The following is a 19,097-nucleotide window of genomic DNA, read 5'->3' as shown; positions in this document are numbered from 1 at the left end:
CTCCTTAGTAGACGACGCGCTCACGGCGGGTGAGCCGGAACGTGAGGATGGTCAGGATCATGTTCAGCGCGAACAGCGTGACGCCGATGGCCGAGGCGTAGCCGAACTTCCCGTAGGTGAAGGCGTTCGTGTACATGTACAACGAGATCACCTGGGTGGCGTCGTCCGGACCGCCGGGCCCGATCGACAAGACCTTGATCAGCGCGAACTGGTCGAGCGCGCCGATCACCAGGAACGCGATCGCGACCTGCACGGTCGGCCAGATCAGCGGCAGCGTCAGCCGGAAGAAGGCCTGTACCGAGCCGGCGCCGTCCAGCAGCGCCGCCTCGTACAGCTCCTTCGGGATCGCCGCCATCGCCGCGGTGAACAGCACCACGTAGAAGCCGACCGAACCCCAGACGACGACCGCCATCACCGAGCCGAGCGCGGTGTCGCCGTCCCCGAGCCACAGCTTGGCCAGGCCGTCCAGCCCGACCGCGCGCAGGAACCCGTTCAGCAGGCCGCTGCGCGGCTCGAAGACGAACTGCCACAGCACGCCGACGATCGCGATCGACAACACACTCGGGAAGAAGTACACGACCTTGTAGAACTTCGCGCCGCGGACGCCGCCGCGGTAGTTCAGGATCGCCGAGAAGAACAGCGACATCGTGACGATGATCGTCGGCAGGCAGAGCAGCAGGAACAGGTTGTGCCGCAACGCGACCCAGAACACCGAGTCGTGGAACAGCCGGACGAAGTTGTCGAAGCCGATGTAGCTGTAGGTCGCCGAGAGGCCTTCCCAATCGGTGAACGCGATCGGGAAGGCCTGCAGGTACGGCGACACCACGAAGACCGCGTAGAGCCCGAGCGGGATCAGCAGCAGCCCGATGACGAAGCGGTACTTGCCGTGGTGCATCTCAGGCGGAGAACTTCTTGATCGACGGGTCCTTGGCGGTCTCGTCGGCGTACTTCTGCATCTGCTTGCTCCACTCCTCGGGCGTCAGCTCGCGGTTCATCAGCGCGGACGTCGCCTTGTCGGAGTTGTCGAGCAGCTTCTTGTACCAGATCCGGAACTGGAAATCGCTGAACATGTTCGTCCCGGCCGCGGCGATCGCCTTCTGCATCGAGGCGGCCGCCGGCGTCAGCTTGACGTCGTCCACCGCGCCCTTGGTGACGACCGGCGAGTTGGTCAGCTCGGCGAAGTTCTTCATGCACTGTTTGGAGACGATGATCCGCAGCAACTCCAGGCCGCCCTGCGGGTTCTTCGCCTGGGCGGGCACGATCAGCGCGCCGCCGGGCCCACCGGTGACGGTCTCGAACGGCGCCTTGTCGGACGCCGACCACCCGGGCACCGGCGCCATCGTCATCTCGAAGTTCTTCGGGACGGCGTCGCCCAGCTCGTTCTCCAGCCAGCCGCCGCAGGGGATGAAGACCGCCTTCCCCTGCGCCCAGTAGTTCTGCGAGAGCGTGTGCGAGAGCGCCTGCGTACCCTCCAGCAGGTAGCCCTTGGCGGCCAGCTCCTGGTAGCCCTCGGCGGCCTGGACCAGCGCCGGGTCCCGCCAGGCGTTCGGCTGCAGGTTGTCGAGGTTCTTCTTCAGGTCGGGCCCGGCCGCCTTGTACGCCGTCATCAGCAACGGGTTGGTCAGGTAGCCCGGGAACTTGCCCTGGTAGGTCCACGGCGCGATGCCGGCCTTCTTGATCTCGGCGCAGAGCGCGAGCATCTCCGGCCAGGTCTTCGGGTACTCCCAGCCGTGCTTGGTGAGCAGGGCCTGGCTGTACCAGATGCCGCCGACGCCGAACACGTACGGCATCTCGTACTTGACGCCGTCGTACCGGCCGGCCTCGGCGACCCCCGGGAGCAGCGTGTCCTTGACCTTCACACCCGGCTGGTCGAACGCCTCCATCTCGAGCAGCGCGCCGATGTCCAGCAGCTGCTTCTTGCCGGCCAGGGCCGCGCCGTCCAGGCCGACGTTCTCGATCAGGTCCGGCGGGTTGCCCTGGATGAAGCGCGGCTGCAGCTGCTGCTGGAGCTGCTGGCCGCTGGTCAGCTTCACGTCGGCCTGCGGGTACGCCTTGCGGTACAGGTCGAGCGGGAGCTCGGTCCACTTCTTGCCGTAGCCGCCGTCGAAGTTGAAGAACTCCAGCGGCTTGCCGCCGTCGAGTTTCGCGGCGCCGCTCGCCACCGGGTTCGCCTTGTCGGCGACGGGCTTCGCACAGGAGGCCAGCCCGGCGACAGCGGGCGCCGCCAGCGCGACGCGAAGAAGGGTGCGGCGGTCGACCTTGCCGTCTGTGCTCATGGAACGCGTCCTCTCCAGGGGATCGATTGGGACATGGATACGCCCGGCGGACCTGGCGGGGGAAGAGGATTCGACCTGGATCGACAAGATGGAGTAGACCACTGGGATCGGTTATGCGATCGGGATCGCGCTGACCAACCGGGCGGTGATGTCCATCGGATTCGTGATCGCGTGGCCGACGACGACGGCGTACGCGCCTGCTTCGCACACGGCGCGGACGTCGTCCGGCGTCCGAACCCTGCCTTCGGCAACGATCGGGCAGTCGAGTTTGGCGGCCAGCTGCCGGACCAGCTCGACGTCTGGTCCGGTCGGGATCTGCCCATTGGTATAGCCGGACAGGGTCGAGGCGACCAGGTCGGCGCCCGCGTCCCGGGCCGCGATCCCGGCCTCCAGGGAGTCCACGTCGGCCATCACCGGGACGCCGAGCTCGGCGTGGATCCGGGCGATCTGCTGATCGAGCCGGGTACCGTTCGGCCGTGGTCGAAGGGTGCCGTCGAGGGCGACCAGATCCGCGCCGGCGGCAACGATCCCGACCGCGGACTCGAAGGTCGGGGTGATGAAGACGCCGGCCGGGTCGCCGAGTTTGTTGATCCCGATGATCGGCAGCGTGGTCGCCGCCCGGATCGCCGCGATGTGCTCGGCGCCGTTCGCCCGGATCGCGCCCGCGCCGCCCGCCTCGGCCGCGCGGGCCATCAGCGCCATCCGCTCCGCGGAGTGGAAGGGGTTGCCGGGCGCGGCTTGGCAGGACACCACCAAGGTGCCCGGGGCAATGACGAACATGGAGTTCCCCGTTTCGATCTGCTCAGTTGTGGTGGGTCACGATCAGGCCGGCGTACGGGCCCGGGTCGCCGGTCGCCAGCCGGGCGGCGCCGTCCAAGCTGCCGCCGGCCGCCTCGACCAGGCGGGCGCGGGGCGTGAGACGGGCGCGGACGGGCGCGCGGAGTTGCTCACCGGCGCCGGCGAACAGCCCGCCCACACAGGCGATCGGGATCTCCTCGGTGCCTTGGAAGCGCGCGACGGCGGCGTTGATCGTCTCGGCGATCCGCGTGGCGGCGGTGGTGAGGATGCCGCCGGCAACCAAATCTCCTTCGGCGGCGCAGCGGAGTACTTCGGGCGCGAATCTCGCCACGTCGTCGACCAGGGTCGGCGAGGCGTAGTAGGCGATCGGGTCGAGGGTCGTTTCGGCCAGTTTCGTCACCGGACCGCGGCCGTCGCGTGCTCGTAACACGGCCCGGAGGCCTGCTCTGCCGATCGCGAACGCGCTGCCGGCGTCGCCGAACAAGTACCCGTGGCCGTCGAGCTTGTGCCACTCCCCGCCGCGATCCACGGCCAGGCAGACCAGCCCGGTGCCCGCCGCGACCACCACGCCGTAACCGTCCGCAAGCGCCCCCGCGTGTGAAGTCACCATGTCTTCCGCCAGTCGAACCTCGGCTGCGCCGAGAACTTGGGCGACCTTGGCGGCGAACTCCGCCGCCACCCCAGGAGCCGCTGGAAACCCGGTGAGCCCCAAAGCAACTACTTGTACCGGACCGGTCAGGCCGGCTTGGGTGGCGGCGGTTTGGATGGCGGTTAGGAGGGTTTCGAGGGCGCCAGGGCCGTGAGTGTAGCCCGGGGCGGTGCCGGTGCGGTTGGTTTCGAGGACTCGGAGGCGGAGGGCTGATTGGCCGCCGTCGATGGCTACGTGGAGTGTCATGCGGTGATCCAGTGGGAGTAGTCCTGCCAGGGGAGGTGCCACCGGTTGACCTTATGGGTACGGCGGTCTTGGCCGGCGGTGTCGTTGGCGACGAGGCGGACGGTACGGAGGGTTTCGTCGTAGAGGACGGCGGGCGAACCGGTGAAATGCAGGGTGCCTACCGGTTCCCAGGGGGTGTGGCCGCCGCGGACGTCGATCATGGAGCAGTGGTGGATGCGGCCGTCGGCGCCGAGGACATAGACCTCGATCGTGTTGGCGCCGGGATTGAAGGCGACGACGGGCTCATCAGCGAGTTCGAGGTCGCCGAGTCGACTCCACCGGCCTTGGCCGACACGATCGTCGAGGTAGGTGTGATGCAGGTGGTTGTCGGCGCCGCGGACGTAGATCTCGTACGACGCCGTCGGCTCGTTCCGCGTCCAGACCGGGTCGCCCGCGGCAACCAGATCGCCGAGAACCGCCGGTACGCCGTCCTGCGTGCGAAGGACTCGGCCGTCGGGGCGGCGGGTGAAGGTGACCGGTGCCGGCCGACCGAACTGGATGGCGTCGAATTCCGCCCGGATAGACGTGACCAGCTCGGAGCGGCCGGCACCGGGGTCCGGCGCCGGCGGGAAGAAGTCCGCCTCGGTGAGGTAGAGCATGGCGCCGATCAGCGTCGGCGCGACCGACCAGCCGGTCTCGACGCAGTACGGCCCCCAGCCGACGTCGGCGTTCGACCCGAAGTACTCCCAGGCGTCGAAATCGAAGGCGCGCTGCCAGGTCCCGTCGAGCTGCGCATCGGCCGGGTCGTCGATCTGGATCCGGCTCAGATAGTCGAGCACGCCCTGCGCCAACTCCAGGAAGACCGGCTCGCCGGTCACCTTGTACGCCAGCGGCAGCGCCCACGCCGCGAACGGCGTCCCGTAGAGCTGATCGGTGACCGGATCGCCGTTCGCCTGGAAGATCGACGCCTCGTCGACGCCGTACGCCTCATTACTCGGCGGGCACTTCCCGTCCCATTCGGCGAACCCGCCGTCCGGCCCTTGACGGCTCTTCAGGAACGCGGCCAACTCGCGCAGAATGTCCAGATACAAGGGCTTCCGCGTGTACTGGTACGCCCCGACCAACGGCAGCAGGAACCGCCCGGCCTCACATGTCCGGCTGGTCTCCAACCGCGCCCGCGGGTGGTGGCCGGCCATGTGATCGAGTCCGCGAGTCGCGATGTCGAGATAACTCTGCTCACCGGTCAGCCCGTACGCGTACAGATACGCGCATTGCGCCGAGCTCTGCCAGTGCGACGTCAGGTCGAGCCCATCCGCGATCGGCGAGCGGGACAGCTCGTCCCACCCCTTGACCAACAGCGTGGACGGCGTCCGCCACGGATCGACTTGCAGACCGAGCTCCGCGCTCGCCGTCCGGATCAGCGACTCGACGCCGCGCAGGCCCGACTCCGGATACCCGGACAGCAAGGCGAACAAGGCGATCCAGCCGTTGTCATCGGCAAACAAATTGTTGGTCGCAGTCAGATCGCCGCGCGGCCCCCGGGGCTCGAACGAGCCGTAGAGCTGGTTGTGATCGGTGAGCTGCTGCTCCTCGACGACCAGGCGCATCAGGTTCGCCGCGATCGTCCGTCCACGCGGGAAATCCGCGAGATCGGCGTACATCCGGAACGCGTGCGCGGTCTGGGTGAAACAGTCACCCCGCGGCACCGGCCGGAACGGAAGTTTGCCGGTGGCATCGATCTCGTTCGAGAACCCTTCGGCAACGCCCTTCGACCCGTCGGGCGCGTCGTAGAACATGCCGGCCGTGTCGTACCAGGCGATCGCGCGGTCGACCATCCGCCGATACCGCTCCGCGCGCGGCCCGACCGCGACCGTCGCCTGCTGATCCCCGACCGTGAACACATGCTCGCCGTCCGCCAGATACTGCGGTTCGGACTCGTACCGCCCCGGCGCCGTCTCCACAAGCTCCAACTCGGCCTCAGGCTTGGCCGCCGACCGGACGACGAGTTTCACCGGCTCCCCGGTCGCCACCCAGACCCGCGGCTCGGTGAAAACCTCGACGTCGTCGGGCGCCGGTACGCCGAGCAACCGCGCGACGATCACCTGGACCAACCGCTCCCAGCGCCGGACCGGCTTGTACCGGCCCGCCACGTGATGGCTCAGCGCGGTCGTCGCGTACAGCAGCCGCCCGGCGCCGACCGGAATCTCCAGCAACGCCGGAAAGGTCGCATCCGGCAGCCCGAAGACCGCCTCGTGCGTCCCGGCCACCGTGGCGTAGGTCAGCAACTCGACGGCGCCCTCGGGCGCGACCACCTGCTGCGCCTGCGACGAGTGCTCGTCGAGGATCCGCAGCGGCTCGATGCCGCCCAACGCGGCCGTCGTGACGATCCGCTCGAAATGCGCCGGCCGTAGCTCGCCCTGCGGCAGGAGCCCGGTCTCGTCGAGCGCGAACTCGACGTACGCCGAACCGCCCGCGCGCACGTACGCCGCGAGCCCACCGACCGCGAGCCGGGCCGGCTCCGGATACCGGCCGACCACGACCACCGCCGCGTACCCGCCGAGGTCGTCCGGCGGGACGTCGTACCGGACCGAAGTCAGCCCGGCTCGATCGAGGGCGGCGGTGAACGTGGCGGCCGGGATCGGCGGGCCGATCACGGCGACAGGCGCGAATCCGGTCACCGGATCAGGGTGACCGACCCCGGGGCCACCGGTAAAGCACCCCGAGTAGACCACTGGCCCGGAGGCGGCCTACCCCTCGATGTTGGACATCACGTGCTTGATCCGGGTGTAGTCCTCCAGGCCGTACATGGACAGGTCCTTGCCGTGACCGGAGTTCTTGAAGCCGCCATGCGGCATCTCGGCGACAATCGGGATGTGCGTGTTGATCCACACGCAGCCGAAGTCGAGTTTGCGCGACATCCGCATCGCCCGGCCGTGGTCGCGGGTGAAGACCGAGGATGCGAGCCCGTACTCGACGCCGTTCGCCCAGCGCAGCGCCTCGTCCTCGTCGGCGAACCGCTGGACGGTGATCACCGGACCGAAGATCTCGTCCTGGATCGCTTCGTCGTCCTGCCGCAGGCCGGAGACGACCGTGGGCTCGAAGAAGTAGCCGCGGTCGCCGATCGCGTTCCCGCCGGTCTGGACGGCGGCGTGGTCGGGCAGCCGGTCGACGAACCCGCGCACCCGGCCGAGCTGGTCGGCGTTGTTGAGCGCGCCGTACGCGACATCCTCCTCGGGCTGACCGGTCCTGGTCTGCCGGGCCTGCTCGGTCAGCGCGGCGACGAAGTCGTCGTGGATCCGCGGCCCGGCGAGCACCCGGGTGGCCGCCGTACAGTCCTGACCGGCGTTGAAGTAGCCCGCTCCCGCGATCGCCTCCGCGGCAGCCTCCAGGTCGGCGTCGTCGAAGACGACCACCGGCGCCTTGCCGCCGAGCTCGAGGTGGGTGCGCTTCAGCTTCTGCGCCGCGGACGACGCGACCTCACGCCCGGCCCGGACCGAGCCGGTGATCGCGACCAACTGCGGTACGTCGTGCTCGACCAGCGCCCGGCCGGTGTCGCGGTCGCCGCAGACCACGTTGAAGACACCCGGCGGCAGGAACTCGTTGCACAGCTCCGCCAGCAGAACGGTCGAGGCGGGCGTGGTGTCACTCGGCTTCAGGACGATCGTGTTGCCGGCCGCGAGCGCGGGCGCGATCTTCCAGATGGCCATCATCAGCGGGTAGTTCCACGGCGTGACCTGGCCGACGACGCCGATCGGCTCACGCCGGACCCACGAGGTGTGACCGGGCATGTACTCGCCGGCCGAACGGCCCTCGAGGACCCGGGCGGCGCCGGCGAAGAAGCGCAATTGGTCCACACACGGCGGCAGCTCTTCGCTCGCCGTCAGGGCCAGCGGCTTACCGGTGTTCCGGCTCTCGGCCGCGGTGAACTCGTCGGCGCGCTCCTCCAGCGCGTCGGCGATCTTGAGCAGCATCCGCTGCCGCTCGGCCGGGGTCGTGTCCCGCCAGCCCTCGAACGCCCGGGCGGCGGCGTTCATCGCCTGGTCCACGTCCTCGGGCCCGGACAACGGCGCCTGGGTGTACGTCTCGCCGGTCGCGGGGGCGATCACGTCGTACGTCGCTCCGCTCAGCGCGGCGACCGGCTTGCCGTCGACAAGGTTGGTGAGGGTCATCAGCGTCCTAACTGGTCGGGCCGAAGACGAGCTCGCCTTCGACGCAGGTGGCCCGGACTCGGGCGGTGTTGATCTCGTCGGTGGGGGCGGTGAACGGGTCGCGGTCCAGGACCGCGAGGTCGGCGAGGGCGCCGACCGCGATCCGGCCGGTCTCGTCGGCGTGGTTCACCCAGGCGCTGCCGGAGGTGTACGCCGCGAGCGCGGTGGTCAGGTCGATCGCCTGCTCGGGCAGGAACGGGTCGTCCGCCTTGTCGGTCCGGCGGTTGACCGCGACGTGGATCGCCTCCAGCGGGTTCGGGCTGGAGACGGGCCAGTCGGAGCCGGCGACGAGCCGGGCGCCGGTCTTGGCCAGCGAGTTGAACGGGTACTGCCAACCGGTCCGCTCGGGGCCGAGGAACGGGATGGTCAGCTCGTTCATCTGCGGCTCGTAGACCGCCCAGAGCGCCTGCATGTTGGCCGCGACGCCGAGTTTGGCGAACCGCGGGATGTCGTCGGGGTGGATCACCTGCAGGTGGGCGATGTGGTGCCGGTTGTCGTTGGATCCGTTACTGGCTCGGGCTTTCTCGAACGCGTCCAACGCTTCGCGGGCGGCGCGGTCGCCGATCGTGTGCACGTGGACCTGGAAGCCGGCCGCGTCCAGTTGGGTGACGTGTTCCCTCAGCGCTTCCGGATCGACGAACGAGATGCCGCTGTTGCCGGTGCGGCAGCCGCAGCCGTCGAAGTACGGGTCGATCATCGCGGCGGTGTGGTTCTCGGCGACGCCGTCCTGCATGATCTTGACCGAGCGGGCCCGGAATCGGCTGTACTGCAAGGCTTCGCGGCGGGCAATCAGGTCGGGGATCTGCTCGGCGCCACGGTCGCGCTCCCACCAGAGGGCGCCGTTGACCCGGGCGGTCAGGCGGCCGGATTCGGCGAGTTCGACGTACGCCGGGGTGGCGTCGCCGAGGTTCGCGTAGGTGCCGAGGATCGCATCCTGCCAGCCGGTGATACCCAGTGAGTGCAGGTATTGCTGGGCGTCGAGGAGGGCGTCGACGAGCTCTTGGGGTGTGGTCGGCGGGGTGAGGCGGCCGACCAGGTTCATCGCGCCCTCGTGGAGGGTTCCGGTGGGTACGCCGTCCGGGCCGCGCTCGATCCGGCCGTCCGGCGGGTCCGGCGTGCCGGCGTCGATACCGGCCAGCTCCAGGGCCTTGGAGTTGACCCATGCGCCGTGGTGGTCGGCGTTCGCGAGGAAGGCGGGCCGGTCGCCCGTGATCAGGTCGAGGTCGGCCGCGGCCGGCGTACCGCCGGGGAAGTCGGGCTGATGCCAGCCGCCGCCGAGGATCCACGGCGCATCGGGGTGGGCGTCGGCGTACTGCTTGATCCGCTCCTGGTAGGCGGGGAGGCCGTCGCAGGGCGAGAGGTCGCAGTGGGCGCGTTCGATGCCGCCCTGGACCGGGTGCAGGTGCGCGTCGACGAAACCGGGGAGCAGCAGGCCGCCGTCCAGGTCGACGATCTCGGCGGCGCGCAGGTCGGCCAGGTCGGGCCCGACGGCGGCGATCCGGCCGCCGCGGACGGCGACGGCCACGCCGGGACGGTACGTCGTCCCGTCGAAGACGGATCCATTCACGAACAGGGTGTCCACCCATGACCTCCAGTGGTGCGGAATCCGAATCAGAAGTCCCCGTGTGATGCTGACATCGACACCCTATCGGCTCAAGCGGCACGAAATCACTTGCCAGAGCGGATTTCTCCGGGCAGGATGACGGGCAACGACAACGCTTGAGACGAGGGATCCGACATGTCGTCCGACACGATCGGCGACGCCGACTTCGCCCACCTGCAGCAGTCGGCGCGCGACCACCTGTGGATGCACTTCACCCGGATGTCGAGTTACGAAACGGCCGACGTGCCGGTGATCGTGCGCGGCGACGGGGCCTACATCTACGACAGCAAAGGCAAGCGCTACCTGGACGGACTGGCTGGCCTGTTCGTCAGCCAGCTGGGCCACGGACGGACGGAGCTCGCCGAGGCGGCCGCCAAGCAGGCCTCCGAGCTGGCGTTCTTCCCGCTGTGGTCGTACGCGCATCCCAAGTCGATCGAGCTCGCCGAGCGGGTCGCGAACTACGCGCCGGGCGATCTGAACCGGGTCTTCTTCACCAGCGGCGGCGGCGAGGCCGTCGAGACCGCGTGGAAGCTCGCGAAGCAGTACTTCAAGCTGACCGGCAAGCCGGGTAAGCACAAGGTGATCAGCCGGGCGATCGCGTACCACGGCACCACGCAGGGCGCGCTCTCGATCACCGGCCTGCCGGATCTGAAGGCGCCGTTCGAGCCGCTGGTGCCGTCGACGTTCCGGGTGCCGAACACGAACTACTACCGGGCGCCGATCCACGGTGACGACGAAGCGGCCTTCGGTCGCTGGGCGGCCGACCAGATCGCCGTCGCGATCGAGAACGAGGGCCCGTCGACGGTCGCGGCCGTCTTCCTCGAGCCCGTGCAGAACGCGGGCGGCTGCTTCCCGCCGCCGCCGGGGTACTTCGAGCGGGTCCGGGAGATCTGCGACGAGTACGACGTCCTGCTGGTCAGCGACGAGGTGATCTGCGCGTTCGGCCGGCTGGGCACGATGTTCGGCGCCGAGCGCTACGGCTACCAGCCCGACATCATCACCTGCGCCAAGGGCATCACCTCCGGCTACTCGCCGCTCGGCGCGGCGATCGCGACCGACCGGCTCTTCGAGCCGTTCGGCAAGGGCGACACCACCTTCGCCCACGGCTACACCTTCGGTGGCCACCCCGTGTCCGCCGCGGTCGCGCTGACCAATCTCGACATCTTCGAGCGCGAAGGCATCAACCAGCACGTCCGGGACCGCGAGGGGGACTTCCGGGCCACGCTGGAGAAGCTGCTCGACCTGCCTTTGGTCGGCGACGTCCGCGGCGCCGGGTACTTCTACGGCATCGAACTCGTCAAGGACAAGACCACCAAGGAGACCTTCAACGCCGAGGAGTCCGAGCGGCTGCTCCGCGGCTTCCTCTCCAAGGCGCTCTTCGACGCCGGCCTCTACTGCCGCGCCGACGACCGCGGCGACCCGGTCATCCAGCTGTCGCCGCCGCTGATCTGCGACCAGGCGCATTTCGACGAGATGGAGTCGATCATCCGCTCGGTCCTCGTCGAGGCGGAGTCCAAGCTGTAGTCACTGCCCGCCGTCGGCACCGCAGAACGCGGTGTCGACGGTCCGGCTGATGCGTCGCGCTTCCGCTGATGTGGTGTGGGTGGACGTCACGGCCAACGCTGCTGCGCGGCCGTCCGGCGTCGCGGCGTCCAGCGTCTCGTAGCCGTAGATCTGACCACCGTGCCCCCAGGCGACACCACCGCAGGACAGCGGCACCGCGGCGATGCCGAGACCGTAGCCACTCTTGCCCGCCGAATCACGGCCGGTGGAGTCGACCGTCTTCAGCATCTGTTCGAGCTGCGCGGGTTTCAGCAGCTTGCCCTGGAGCAGGGCGACCAGGAAGCGGTTCATATCTGCCGGGGTGCCGACCATTCCGCCCGCGGCCCACGCGATCGAGGGATCCAGCTCGGTGATGTCGGCGCCCTGGAAGTAGCCGGTGGGGTGCGGGCCGTGGATCTGCTGATCGCCGAGTGCGGGCCAGTAGGTGTCGCGGAGGCCGGCCGGTTCGATGACGCGGCGGGTGATCTCCTCGCCGAGCGGGCGGCCGGTGACTTTCTGGACGAGCAGTCCGGCCAGGATGTAGTTGGTGTTGCTGTAGGTGTAGCCCTCGCCGGGCGGGAACAGGGCCTTCTTCTGCAGGGCGATGTCGACCAGGTCGCGCGGCTCCCAGTAGGTGTGCCGCGTCGGCGGATAGTCCGGGGTGAGGTCGTGGTACTCCGGGATGCCGCTGGTGTGCTGCAACAGCTGGCGCACGGTGATCCGGCGTCCGTCGATTCCGTCACCGCGGACCAGGCCCGGTAGGTACTTCTCGATCGGGTCCTCCAGCGCGAGCTTGCCTTCGCCGACCAGCTGCAGGACGACGGTTGCCGTGAAGGGCTTGGTATTACTGCCGATCCGGACTCGGCTGCGGGGATCAACGCGCGCTCGAGTGGTCAGGTTCGCGACGCCGGCGACGTACGTCCGCGATTTTCCGCGGGTGTCGCGAACGGTCGCGATCGCGCCGGGGAAGGCCTCGGCGAGCTCGTCGACCCGCTGCTGCATCGGATCGCTCCGGACCGCGACGGCGGTCAAGGGGGTCACCAGGCAGGCGGTGGCGATGGCTGTTGTCGCCAGACGGCGAAACATCTGGGGCTCCTTTCGTTGACGCCGTCCACGCTATGAGCCGACGGATCGGCTCACGAGCAAGCTGGCACCACTCTCGCGGTAGAGCCTGCTGGAACATTGACAACGTTGTAGCGGGCGCGGATCGTGGGGAGCGCAGTCTCCCGCGTCCGCCCCGACTTTGCGGAGTAGATATGCCGAAACTCTGTGCTGCCTTGATGTCCCTCGCCCTCTTGCTGGGCCTTGCCACGCCGGTCTCCGCCGCCACCGTGCACACCGTGACGTTCGTGAACCAGACCGGCCAGACCCTGTGGATCGGGTCGACCGTCAACGCCGACAACTCCGTCAACTTCACCAATCTGCCGACCCTTGCCAACGGACAGTCGGCCACCGTCACCGTGCCCGAAGGCGCTTGGCCCAACCACTGGCGCGGTAAGTTCTTCGGCCGCCAGGGGTGCACCGGCGCCTCCGGCTCCACCTTCAAGTGCGCGGTCGGCGACTGCGGGCCGTGGGCCAACCGCTGCAGTACCGGCGAACAGCCCACCAGCCTGGCCGAGTTCAACTTCGACCAGAACGACCGCCTGGCTCCTTGGTACAACGTCAGTTACGTCAACGCGTTCGCCGTCCCCATCACCATTCGCGCGAACGGCGCGTCGTCCCCACCGCCCGAGTGCGAAACCATGGGCTGCCCCGAGAACCTGCTGCCCTACTGTCCCGCCGCCAACAAACGCGTCGGCACCAACGGCACCACGCCGTACTGCCTCAACCTCAACCGCGACGCCCGAACCCCCTACAGCGACGCCCTCAGCTCGCGCTGTCCCAAGGCCTACGCCTGGTCGAAACAGGACGCCGAACAAGGCAACCAAACCGTCCGTCAGTGCCGCACCTGCACCGGCTTCACGGTCACCTTCCATCGCGTCTAGCCCGGACCGCCAGCGCTGCACAATTCCACGACACGCCGACGGTGCGCCCCCGCCGCCGGCGTGTCGTGCTGTTGTGCAGCGCTGGCGGTCCGCCGCTACATCCCGCCCGCCCCACATCACCGCCGGCCCCGCCCCCTTACCGCCTCCCGGCCCCATCCCACCCACAGTTTGCTGGGCCCACCCAGCAAACCGCAGCACCCACCGCAGCACCCACCGCCGTTTCGTGGGCTGACCCACCAAACGGTGGGTGGGCCAACCGCCTGCGGTGGGTACAGCCGCCGTTTCGTGGGCTGACCCACGAAACAGCCGGGGGTCAGAGGACAGTCGGTGGCGCGGACGGTGGGCTAGAAGTCGAAGCCGAGGCCTAGGCGGTCGAGGGTGCGGAGCCAGAGGTTGCGGTGGCCGGCGTTGGCGTCGGCTTGGGACATGGACCAGCGGGTGAGGTGGATGCCTAGGGAGCGGATGGGCTCGGGTGGGAAGGGGAGGGGGTGGGTGCTGGTCATTCGGAGGGTGGTGCGGGGGGATTGTCCGGCGTAGAGGAGGTCGAGGGTTACGTCGGCGCCGAAGCGGGTGGCGGCCACGCCGAGGCCGGTGTAGCCGAGGGCGTAGGCGGTTCGGCCGGCGTGGGCGGTGCCGAAGAAGGCGCAGAAGCGGGTGCTGGTGTCGATGACGCCGCCCCAGCGGTGGGTGAAGTTGAGGCCTTCGAGTTGGGGGAAGGTGGTGAAGAAGTGGCTGGCGAGCAACTCGTGGGTGGGGGTGTGTTGCTCGAAGGAAGGGTGGATGCGGCTGCCGTAGTGGTAGAGCGGGGTGTAGCCGCCCCAGACGATGCGGTTGTCGCGGGTGAGGCGGTAGTAGTGGAAGAGATTCGAGGCGTCGCCGATACCTTGGCGGCGCTGCCAGCCGATACTCGCCAACTGCTGAGCTGACAACGGCTCGGTCGCCAGCACGAGGTCGTAGACCGGCACGGTGAAGGGGCGCAGCCGCCGCAGCAGCGAGGGGAACGCGTTGGTCGCGAGCGCGATCCGCGCCGCGCGGACGGAGCCGGCTGGGCCACGTGAGGAGTGCGGCCCAGCCGGCGACGTGGTGGTGAGGTGACCACGGCGGATGCCGGTCACCCGGGTGTACTCGTGGATGCGAACGCCGAGGTCGAGGCACGCCTGCCGCAACCCCCACGCCAGCCGCGCGGGTTCGACGAGCGCGGTCGAGTGCGGGTCGTAGAGCGCGCCGAGGTACGTCGGTGAGTTGACCTCGGCCCGGACGGCGTCCTGATCCAACAGCTGGACGTCGTCGCGTCGCTCAGCCTCCTCGGCCAACTCGTCGAGATGATGCGGCGAGGTCGCAACCGTCAACTCGCCCGTACGCCGAAAATCGCAGTCGATCCCGAGTCGCGCAACGGTCGCCTCGATCGCGTCGAGGTTCTCCTGACCGAGCCGCTCCAACGTCGGGAGCTCCTCGGGCCACCGCGCCAGCCCATTCCCGTACCCGTGCGTGAGGCTCGCATCGCAGAAACCGCCGTTCCGCCCCGACGCCGCCGATCCGCAGGTGTTCGCTTCGAGCAGCACGACGTCGAGGTGCGGGTACCGCTCCTTCGCACGCAACGCCGTCCACAATCCGGTGTACCCGCCGCCGACGATCGCGAGATCCGCGACGATCGGCCCGGTGAGCGGCGGCAACGGCTCCGGCGCCGCCGGGTCGTCGAGCCACAGGGCTTCCGGTCGCGCGTCCACGAGGGAACGGATCACAGGCGTCAGCTCCGGGTGCGTTCGCGGCGTCGGCGTCCGAGCTCGCCGGCCAGGACGAAGATCAGCGCCAGCAGGAACATCGCCGTGCCAATGACGTTGATCTGGGGTGGGATGTCGCGCTGGGCCGATCCCCAGACGTACATCGGGAAGGTGACCGTGGTGCCGGCGTTCAGGTTGGTGATGATGAAATCGTCGAAGGACAACGAGAAACTGAGCAGCGCCGCGGCGAGGATGCCGGGGAAGACGAGCGGGAAGGTGACCCGCCAGAACGTCTGCCACTCGTTGGCGTAGAGATCCATCGCGGCCTGTTCGAGCCGCGAGTCCATCCCCGCGAGCCGCGCCTTCACGGTCACCACGACGAACGACAGGCAGAACATCACGTGCGCGATCAGGATCGTCCAGAACCCGAGCCGCCCGCCGAACCCGCTGGAGACGAACAGCGCCAGCAGCGACGAGCCGAGCACGATCTCCGGGGACGCCATCGGCAGGAAGATGAACAGGTTCGTCGCCGACCGCCCGCGGAACCGGTGCCGCACCATCGCGAACGCCATCAACGTGCCCAGCGCCGTCGCCACGACCGTGGCCAACAGACCGATCCGCAACGACGTACTCACGGCGTCGCACAACCCGAACGGACGACACGGGTGCAGCCAGTTGTCCACCGTGAACCCGTCGAACGTGTACGACAGCCGGCTCTTCGGCGCGTTGAACGACATCAGCATCACGACGACGATCGGCGCGAAAAGATACAGCAGGACGACGAAGCCCAGCACCAGCACGAAGTTCCGCGCGATGAACCGCCCGAACCGGGTCATACCAGCTCCTCCGTCCCGGAGCGCCGGACGTAAATGAGCACCAGGACGACGATCGCCGCCATCAGCGTCACCGACAACGCGGCCGCGGTCGGATACGCCCCAGCCGCGAAGAGCCGCTGGATGTCGTTGCCGATCATCCGCTGCTTCGGTGTGCCGAGCAGCTGCGCGTTGATGTAGTCACCGGCCGCGGGGATGAAGGTGAGCAGCGTACCCGCGACGACGCCGGGCATCGACAGCGGCAGCGTCACCGTACGGAACGTCGTCACCGGGCCGGCGAACAGGTCGCCACCGGCCTCGATCAGCCGCCGGTCGATCTTCTCCAAGCTCGCGTACAGCGGGAGCACCATGAACGGTAAGAAGTTGTAGGTCAGACCGGTGACGACGGCGGCCGTGGTCGCGAGCAACCGCCCGTCCGGGCCGAGAATCCGTAGCCACTGCAGGGCGTCCACGACGAAACCGTTGTCACTGAGCAACATTTTCCAGGACAGCGTGCGGATCAGGAAGCTGGTGAAGAACGGCGCGATCACCAGCGCGAGCATCAGGTTCTTCCAGCGGCCGGCCCGCATCGCGATCGCGTACGCCAGCGGATACCCGAGCAGGAGGCAGAACGCCGTGGTCAGCAACGCGTACCAGAGGGATCGCCCGAACGGCCGCCAGTAGTCGGCCATCGTCGTCCCGAAGTTCTGCCAGTGCCAGGTCATCGAGAAACCGTTCTCGATCGACCCGTTCGGGTCGTACAAGCTTGCTGCCAGCAACGAAACCAGCGGGACGACGAAGAACAGCAGCAGCCACAGCCCGCCGGGTAACAACAGCAGGTACGCCGTCATTCGGCGTCCCGATCGCTCGACCGGAGGCGGCGCGGCGGACTGCGACGCCGCGCCGAGCTGGCCGACGGCGCTCATCAGTCGACGTCCTCGACACCGGCGAGCGCGTCCTGAGCGGCGTCCAGGAGGAAGCTGTGCGCGGGCCGCCAGTGCAGATCGACGGCGTCGCCGGCGCTGAACGCCTCGCGGGCTCCGGTGTTCTGCTCGAACACCGTCAGCTCCTGGCCCCAGGGCAGCCGTGCCAAGTACTGCGTGCTGACGCCGACGTAGCTCACGTCGGTGACGACCGCGCCGCGGAGCTGGTTCGAACCATCGCCGTCCTCGCTGTCCGCGGGCGCCAGGAAGACCTTCTCCGGGCGAATCCCCAGCCAGACCTCGCCTTCGGTGACGCGGCATCGGGCCAGCGGCACGATCACCTTCCGGCCGTGGACGTCGACGACAAGATCCTCGCCGGACTGGCCGATGATCTTGGCGCGGATCAGGTTGGACTGGCCGAGGAAGTTGGCGACGAAGGTGGTGGCGGGCAGGTCGTACAGCTCCGCCGGGCTGCCGAGCTGCTCGATCAGCCCGCGGTTCATGACGGCGATCGTGTCGGCCATCGTCATGGCCTCTTCCTGGTCGTGCGTGACGTGCACGAAGGTGATGCCGACCTCGGTCTGGATCCGCTTCAGCTCCAGCTGCATCTGGCGGCGCAGCTTCAGGTCGAGCGCGCCGAGCGGCTCGTCGAGGAGCAGCACCTGTGGGCGGTTGATCAGCGCGCGGGCGAGCGCGACGCGCTGCTGCTGACCACCGGAAAGCTGGGCCGGGCGCCGCTTGCCGTAGTCCTTCAGCTCGACCAGGCCGAGCATCTCCTCGACCTTCGGCTGGTAGTCCTTGACCTTGCGGCGTTTCAACCCGAAGGCGACGTTCTCGAAGATGTCGAGATGCGGGAACAGCGCGTAGTTCTGGAAGACGGTGTTCACCGGGCGCTTGTACGGGCGCAGCCCGCTGATCTCGTCGTCGCCGAGGCGGATGCTGCCGGTGGTCGGCTCCTCCAGACCCGCGATCATCCGGAGCGTGGTCGTCTTCCCGCAGCCGGACGGGCCGAGCAGCGCGAAGAACGTGCCGGCCGGGACGGTCAGGTCGAGGTTGTCGACGGCGCGATGACCAGCGAATTGTTTGCTGATGCCGGTGAGTACGAGGTCGCTGGTCATGTATCAGCCTCCGATCGCGAGGTTGAAGTCGGTTTCGTAGAGCTTGGCCTTGGCGGTGTCCAGCGGCATGAACGACGCCGTCTTCGCGAGCATGTCCTGGTCGGGGAAGATCAGCGGGTTCTCGACCAGCTCGGGGTCGATCTTCTCCATCGCCTCGCGGGCGCCCTCGACCGGACAGATGTAGTTGACCCAGGCGGCCAGCTCGGCGGCGACCTGCGGGTCGTAGTAGTAGTTCATCAGCGCTTCGGCGTTCGCGCGGTGCGTCGCCTTGTTCGGCACGAGCATGTTGTCGGACCAGAGGTTGAGACCCTCTTCGGGGACGACGAACTTGATGTCCTCGTTGTCGGCCTGGAGCGCGAGCACGTCGCCGGACCACGCCATACAGGCGGCGATGTTGCCGTCGTTCAGGTCCTGCACGTAGTCGTTGCCGGTGAACCGGCGGATCTGGCCGGAGCCGACGGCGTCCTCGAGTTTCTCCAGGGCCTTGCTCCACTCGGCGTCGGTGAACTTACCGGGCGCGGCGCCGACCAGGCGGAGCATGATCGCCATCGTGTCGGGCATCTCGGAGAGCATGGTGACCTTGCCCTTGAGCTCGGATTTGCCGAGCAGGTCGGCCCAGCTACCGACCTCGCCGGTGACCTTGGCGTTGTAGGCGATCCCGGTCAGGCCGCTCTGCCACGGGACGCTGTAATCGCGCCGCGGATCCCAGCTGGGGGATTTGAGCTGTTCGAGCAGGTACTTGTCGACGTTGGGTACGTTCGAGTGGTCGAGTTTCTGGATCCAGCCGAGGCCGACCATCCGGGCCGCCATCCAGTCGGTGAGGACGAAGATGTCGCGGCCGCTGGGCCGGCAGGTGCCGAGCTGGTCGCGGACCTTGGCGTAGAACTCCGAGTTGTCGTTGACGTCGGCGGTGTAGGTGACCTGGATGCCGGTCTGCTTCTGGAACGCCTCCAGGGTCGGCAGCACGGTCTTGCCGTCGACCTTCTCCTCGGCCTCGTCCATATAACTGGGCCAGTTGGAGAAGTTCAGTGCTTTCTGGGCGCCGGAGAGGTCGGTGCTGACGCACTTGTCCGCGCTCTGCCGGGCCGGCGGGATACCGCACGCGACTGCGCCGACACCCACCGCGGTGAGGCCGAGGCCGCGCAGGACCGCCCGGCGGCCGAGGACCGGCTGACGTCCCATGCAACCTCCTAAGACGGGCTGACGCGGAGGATACTGTCAAACCGAATCGATCAAG

Annotated in this window: 15 protein-coding genes; 2 read left to right on the top strand and 13 right to left on the bottom strand. The window is 68.5% G+C overall.

Annotated features, from left to right (window positions below; genetic code table 11):
* Nucleotides 1-4: 4 nt before the first annotated feature.
* The 7 genes from HPO96_RS16990 to HPO96_RS16960 all read right to left on the bottom strand — a co-directional run bounded on the left by HPO96_RS16990 (nucleotide 5) and on the right by HPO96_RS16960 (nucleotide 9,738).
* Nucleotides 5-895, bottom strand: coding sequence for a carbohydrate ABC transporter permease (locus HPO96_RS16990; RefSeq protein WP_171674411.1), 891 nt, complete (start codon nucleotides 893-895; stop codon nucleotides 5-7).
* 1 nt (nucleotide 896) lies between these two features.
* Entirely contained in the window at nucleotides 897-2,276 is a 1,380-nt protein-coding gene (gene ngcE, locus HPO96_RS16985; protein WP_171674410.1) for an N-acetylglucosamine/diacetylchitobiose ABC transporter substrate-binding protein, read from the bottom strand.
* Between the two features lie 111 nt (nucleotides 2,277-2,387).
* Nucleotides 2,388-3,056, bottom strand: coding sequence for an N-acetylmannosamine-6-phosphate 2-epimerase (locus HPO96_RS16980; RefSeq protein WP_171674409.1), 669 nt, complete (start codon nucleotides 3,054-3,056; stop codon nucleotides 2,388-2,390).
* A 22-nt stretch (nucleotides 3,057-3,078) separates the two neighbouring features.
* A complete protein-coding gene (locus tag HPO96_RS16975; protein ID WP_171674408.1) occupies nucleotides 3,079-3,969 on the bottom strand; it encodes an N-acetylglucosamine kinase in 891 nt (296 codons plus the stop codon).
* Nucleotides 3,966-6,626 (bottom strand): hypothetical protein, encoded by a 2,661-nt coding sequence (locus tag HPO96_RS16970; protein WP_171674407.1) that lies wholly within the window; start codon nucleotides 6,624-6,626, stop codon nucleotides 3,966-3,968. Before HPO96_RS16970 ends, HPO96_RS16975 begins: the two co-directional genes overlap by 4 nt.
* A gap of 69 nt (nucleotides 6,627-6,695) precedes the next feature.
* Nucleotides 6,696-8,117: a gamma-aminobutyraldehyde dehydrogenase gene (locus HPO96_RS16965; protein ID WP_171674406.1), complete on the bottom strand. Its 1,422-nt coding sequence runs from the start codon at nucleotides 8,115-8,117 to the stop codon at nucleotides 6,696-6,698.
* Nucleotides 8,118-8,124: 7 nt separating this feature from the next.
* The gene (locus HPO96_RS16960; RefSeq protein ID WP_171674405.1) at nucleotides 8,125-9,738 is read right to left on the bottom strand and encodes an amidohydrolase family protein; all 1,614 of its coding nucleotides are present in this window, start codon (nucleotides 9,736-9,738) and stop codon (nucleotides 8,125-8,127) included.
* A 156-nt stretch (nucleotides 9,739-9,894) separates the two neighbouring features.
* On the opposite strand from HPO96_RS16960, the gene HPO96_RS16955 reads away from it, so the two are divergent.
* Nucleotides 9,895-11,283, top strand: a complete 1,389-nt coding sequence (locus HPO96_RS16955) for an aspartate aminotransferase family protein (RefSeq protein WP_171674404.1) — start codon at nucleotides 9,895-9,897, stop codon at nucleotides 11,281-11,283.
* On the opposite strand, the gene HPO96_RS16950 is transcribed toward HPO96_RS16955, so the two are convergent.
* The gene (locus HPO96_RS16950; protein WP_171674403.1) at nucleotides 11,284-12,387 is read right to left on the bottom strand and encodes a serine hydrolase domain-containing protein; all 1,104 of its coding nucleotides are present in this window, start codon (nucleotides 12,385-12,387) and stop codon (nucleotides 11,284-11,286) included.
* 194 nt (nucleotides 12,388-12,581) lie between these two features.
* On the opposite strand from HPO96_RS16950, the gene HPO96_RS16945 reads away from it, so the two are divergent.
* A complete protein-coding gene (locus HPO96_RS16945; protein WP_202885989.1) occupies nucleotides 12,582-13,286 on the top strand; it encodes a thaumatin family protein in 705 nt (234 codons plus the stop codon).
* 344 nt (nucleotides 13,287-13,630) lie between these two features.
* Here the strand turns inward: HPO96_RS16945 and HPO96_RS16940 are convergent, their stop codons facing one another.
* The 5 genes from HPO96_RS16940 to HPO96_RS16920 are packed head-to-tail and all read right to left on the bottom strand — an operon-like array spanning nucleotide 13,631 to nucleotide 19,042.
* A complete protein-coding gene (locus HPO96_RS16940; protein ID WP_337796671.1) occupies nucleotides 13,631-15,028 on the bottom strand; it encodes an NAD(P)/FAD-dependent oxidoreductase in 1,398 nt (465 codons plus the stop codon).
* 5 nt (nucleotides 15,029-15,033) lie between these two features.
* Nucleotides 15,034-15,843, bottom strand: coding sequence for an ABC transporter permease (locus HPO96_RS16935; RefSeq protein WP_171674401.1), 810 nt, complete (start codon nucleotides 15,841-15,843; stop codon nucleotides 15,034-15,036).
* A complete protein-coding gene (locus tag HPO96_RS16930) occupies nucleotides 15,840-16,745 on the bottom strand; it encodes an ABC transporter permease (protein ID WP_171674400.1) in 906 nt (301 codons plus the stop codon). Before HPO96_RS16930 ends, HPO96_RS16935 begins: the two co-directional genes overlap by 4 nt.
* On the bottom strand, nucleotides 16,745-17,860 hold the full coding sequence (locus HPO96_RS16925; RefSeq protein ID WP_171674399.1) for an ABC transporter ATP-binding protein: 1,116 nt from the start codon (nucleotides 17,858-17,860) through the stop codon (nucleotides 16,745-16,747). The genes HPO96_RS16930 and HPO96_RS16925 overlap by 1 nt, the downstream gene beginning before the upstream one ends.
* Nucleotides 17,861-17,863: 3 nt before the next feature.
* Nucleotides 17,864-19,042, bottom strand: coding sequence for an ABC transporter substrate-binding protein (locus HPO96_RS16920; RefSeq protein WP_171674398.1), 1,179 nt, complete (start codon nucleotides 19,040-19,042; stop codon nucleotides 17,864-17,866).
* Nucleotides 19,043-19,097 lie beyond the last annotated feature (55 nt).

The sequence above is a fragment of the Kribbella sandramycini genome (genome assembly GCF_013131805.1).
Lineage (GTDB): Bacteria > Actinomycetota > Actinomycetes > Propionibacteriales > Kribbellaceae > Kribbella > Kribbella sandramycini.
The sequence above is the reverse complement of the archived record's forward strand: the minus strand, read 5'-3'. Positions and strand labels throughout refer to the sequence as shown.

What these genes read in the sequence shown, in the direction of transcription:
- HPO96_RS16945 (WP_202885989.1), top strand. Translation starts at nt 12,582, where the DNA reads ATGTCCCTCGCCCTCTTGCTGGGCCTTGCCACGCCGGTCTCCGCCGCC.
- HPO96_RS16955 (WP_171674404.1), top strand. Translation starts at nt 9,895, where the DNA reads ATGTCGTCCGACACGATCGGCGACGCCGACTTCGCCCACCTGCAGCAG.
- HPO96_RS16965 (WP_171674406.1), bottom strand. Translation starts at nt 8,117, where the DNA reads ATGACCCTCACCAACCTTGTCGACGGCAAGCCGGTCGCCGCGCTGAGC.
- HPO96_RS16925 (WP_171674399.1), bottom strand. Translation starts at nt 17,860, where the DNA reads ATGACCAGCGACCTCGTACTCACCGGCATCAGCAAACAATTCGCTGGT.
- HPO96_RS16975 (WP_171674408.1), bottom strand. Translation starts at nt 3,969, where the DNA reads ATGACACTCCACGTAGCCATCGACGGCGGCCAATCAGCCCTCCGCCTC.
- HPO96_RS16920 (WP_171674398.1), bottom strand. Translation starts at nt 19,042, where the DNA reads ATGGGACGTCAGCCGGTCCTCGGCCGCCGGGCGGTCCTGCGCGGCCTC.
- HPO96_RS16930 (WP_171674400.1), bottom strand. Translation starts at nt 16,745, where the DNA reads ATGAGCGCCGTCGGCCAGCTCGGCGCGGCGTCGCAGTCCGCCGCGCCG.
- HPO96_RS16950 (WP_171674403.1), bottom strand. Translation starts at nt 12,387, where the DNA reads ATGTTTCGCCGTCTGGCGACAACAGCCATCGCCACCGCCTGCCTGGTG.
- HPO96_RS16935 (WP_171674401.1), bottom strand. Translation starts at nt 15,843, where the DNA reads ATGACCCGGTTCGGGCGGTTCATCGCGCGGAACTTCGTGCTGGTGCTG.
- HPO96_RS16980 (WP_171674409.1), bottom strand. Translation starts at nt 3,056, where the DNA reads ATGTTCGTCATTGCCCCGGGCACCTTGGTGGTGTCCTGCCAAGCCGCG.
- ngcE (WP_171674410.1), bottom strand. Translation starts at nt 2,276, where the DNA reads ATGAGCACAGACGGCAAGGTCGACCGCCGCACCCTTCTTCGCGTCGCG.
- HPO96_RS16990 (WP_171674411.1), bottom strand. Translation starts at nt 895, where the DNA reads ATGCACCACGGCAAGTACCGCTTCGTCATCGGGCTGCTGCTGATCCCG.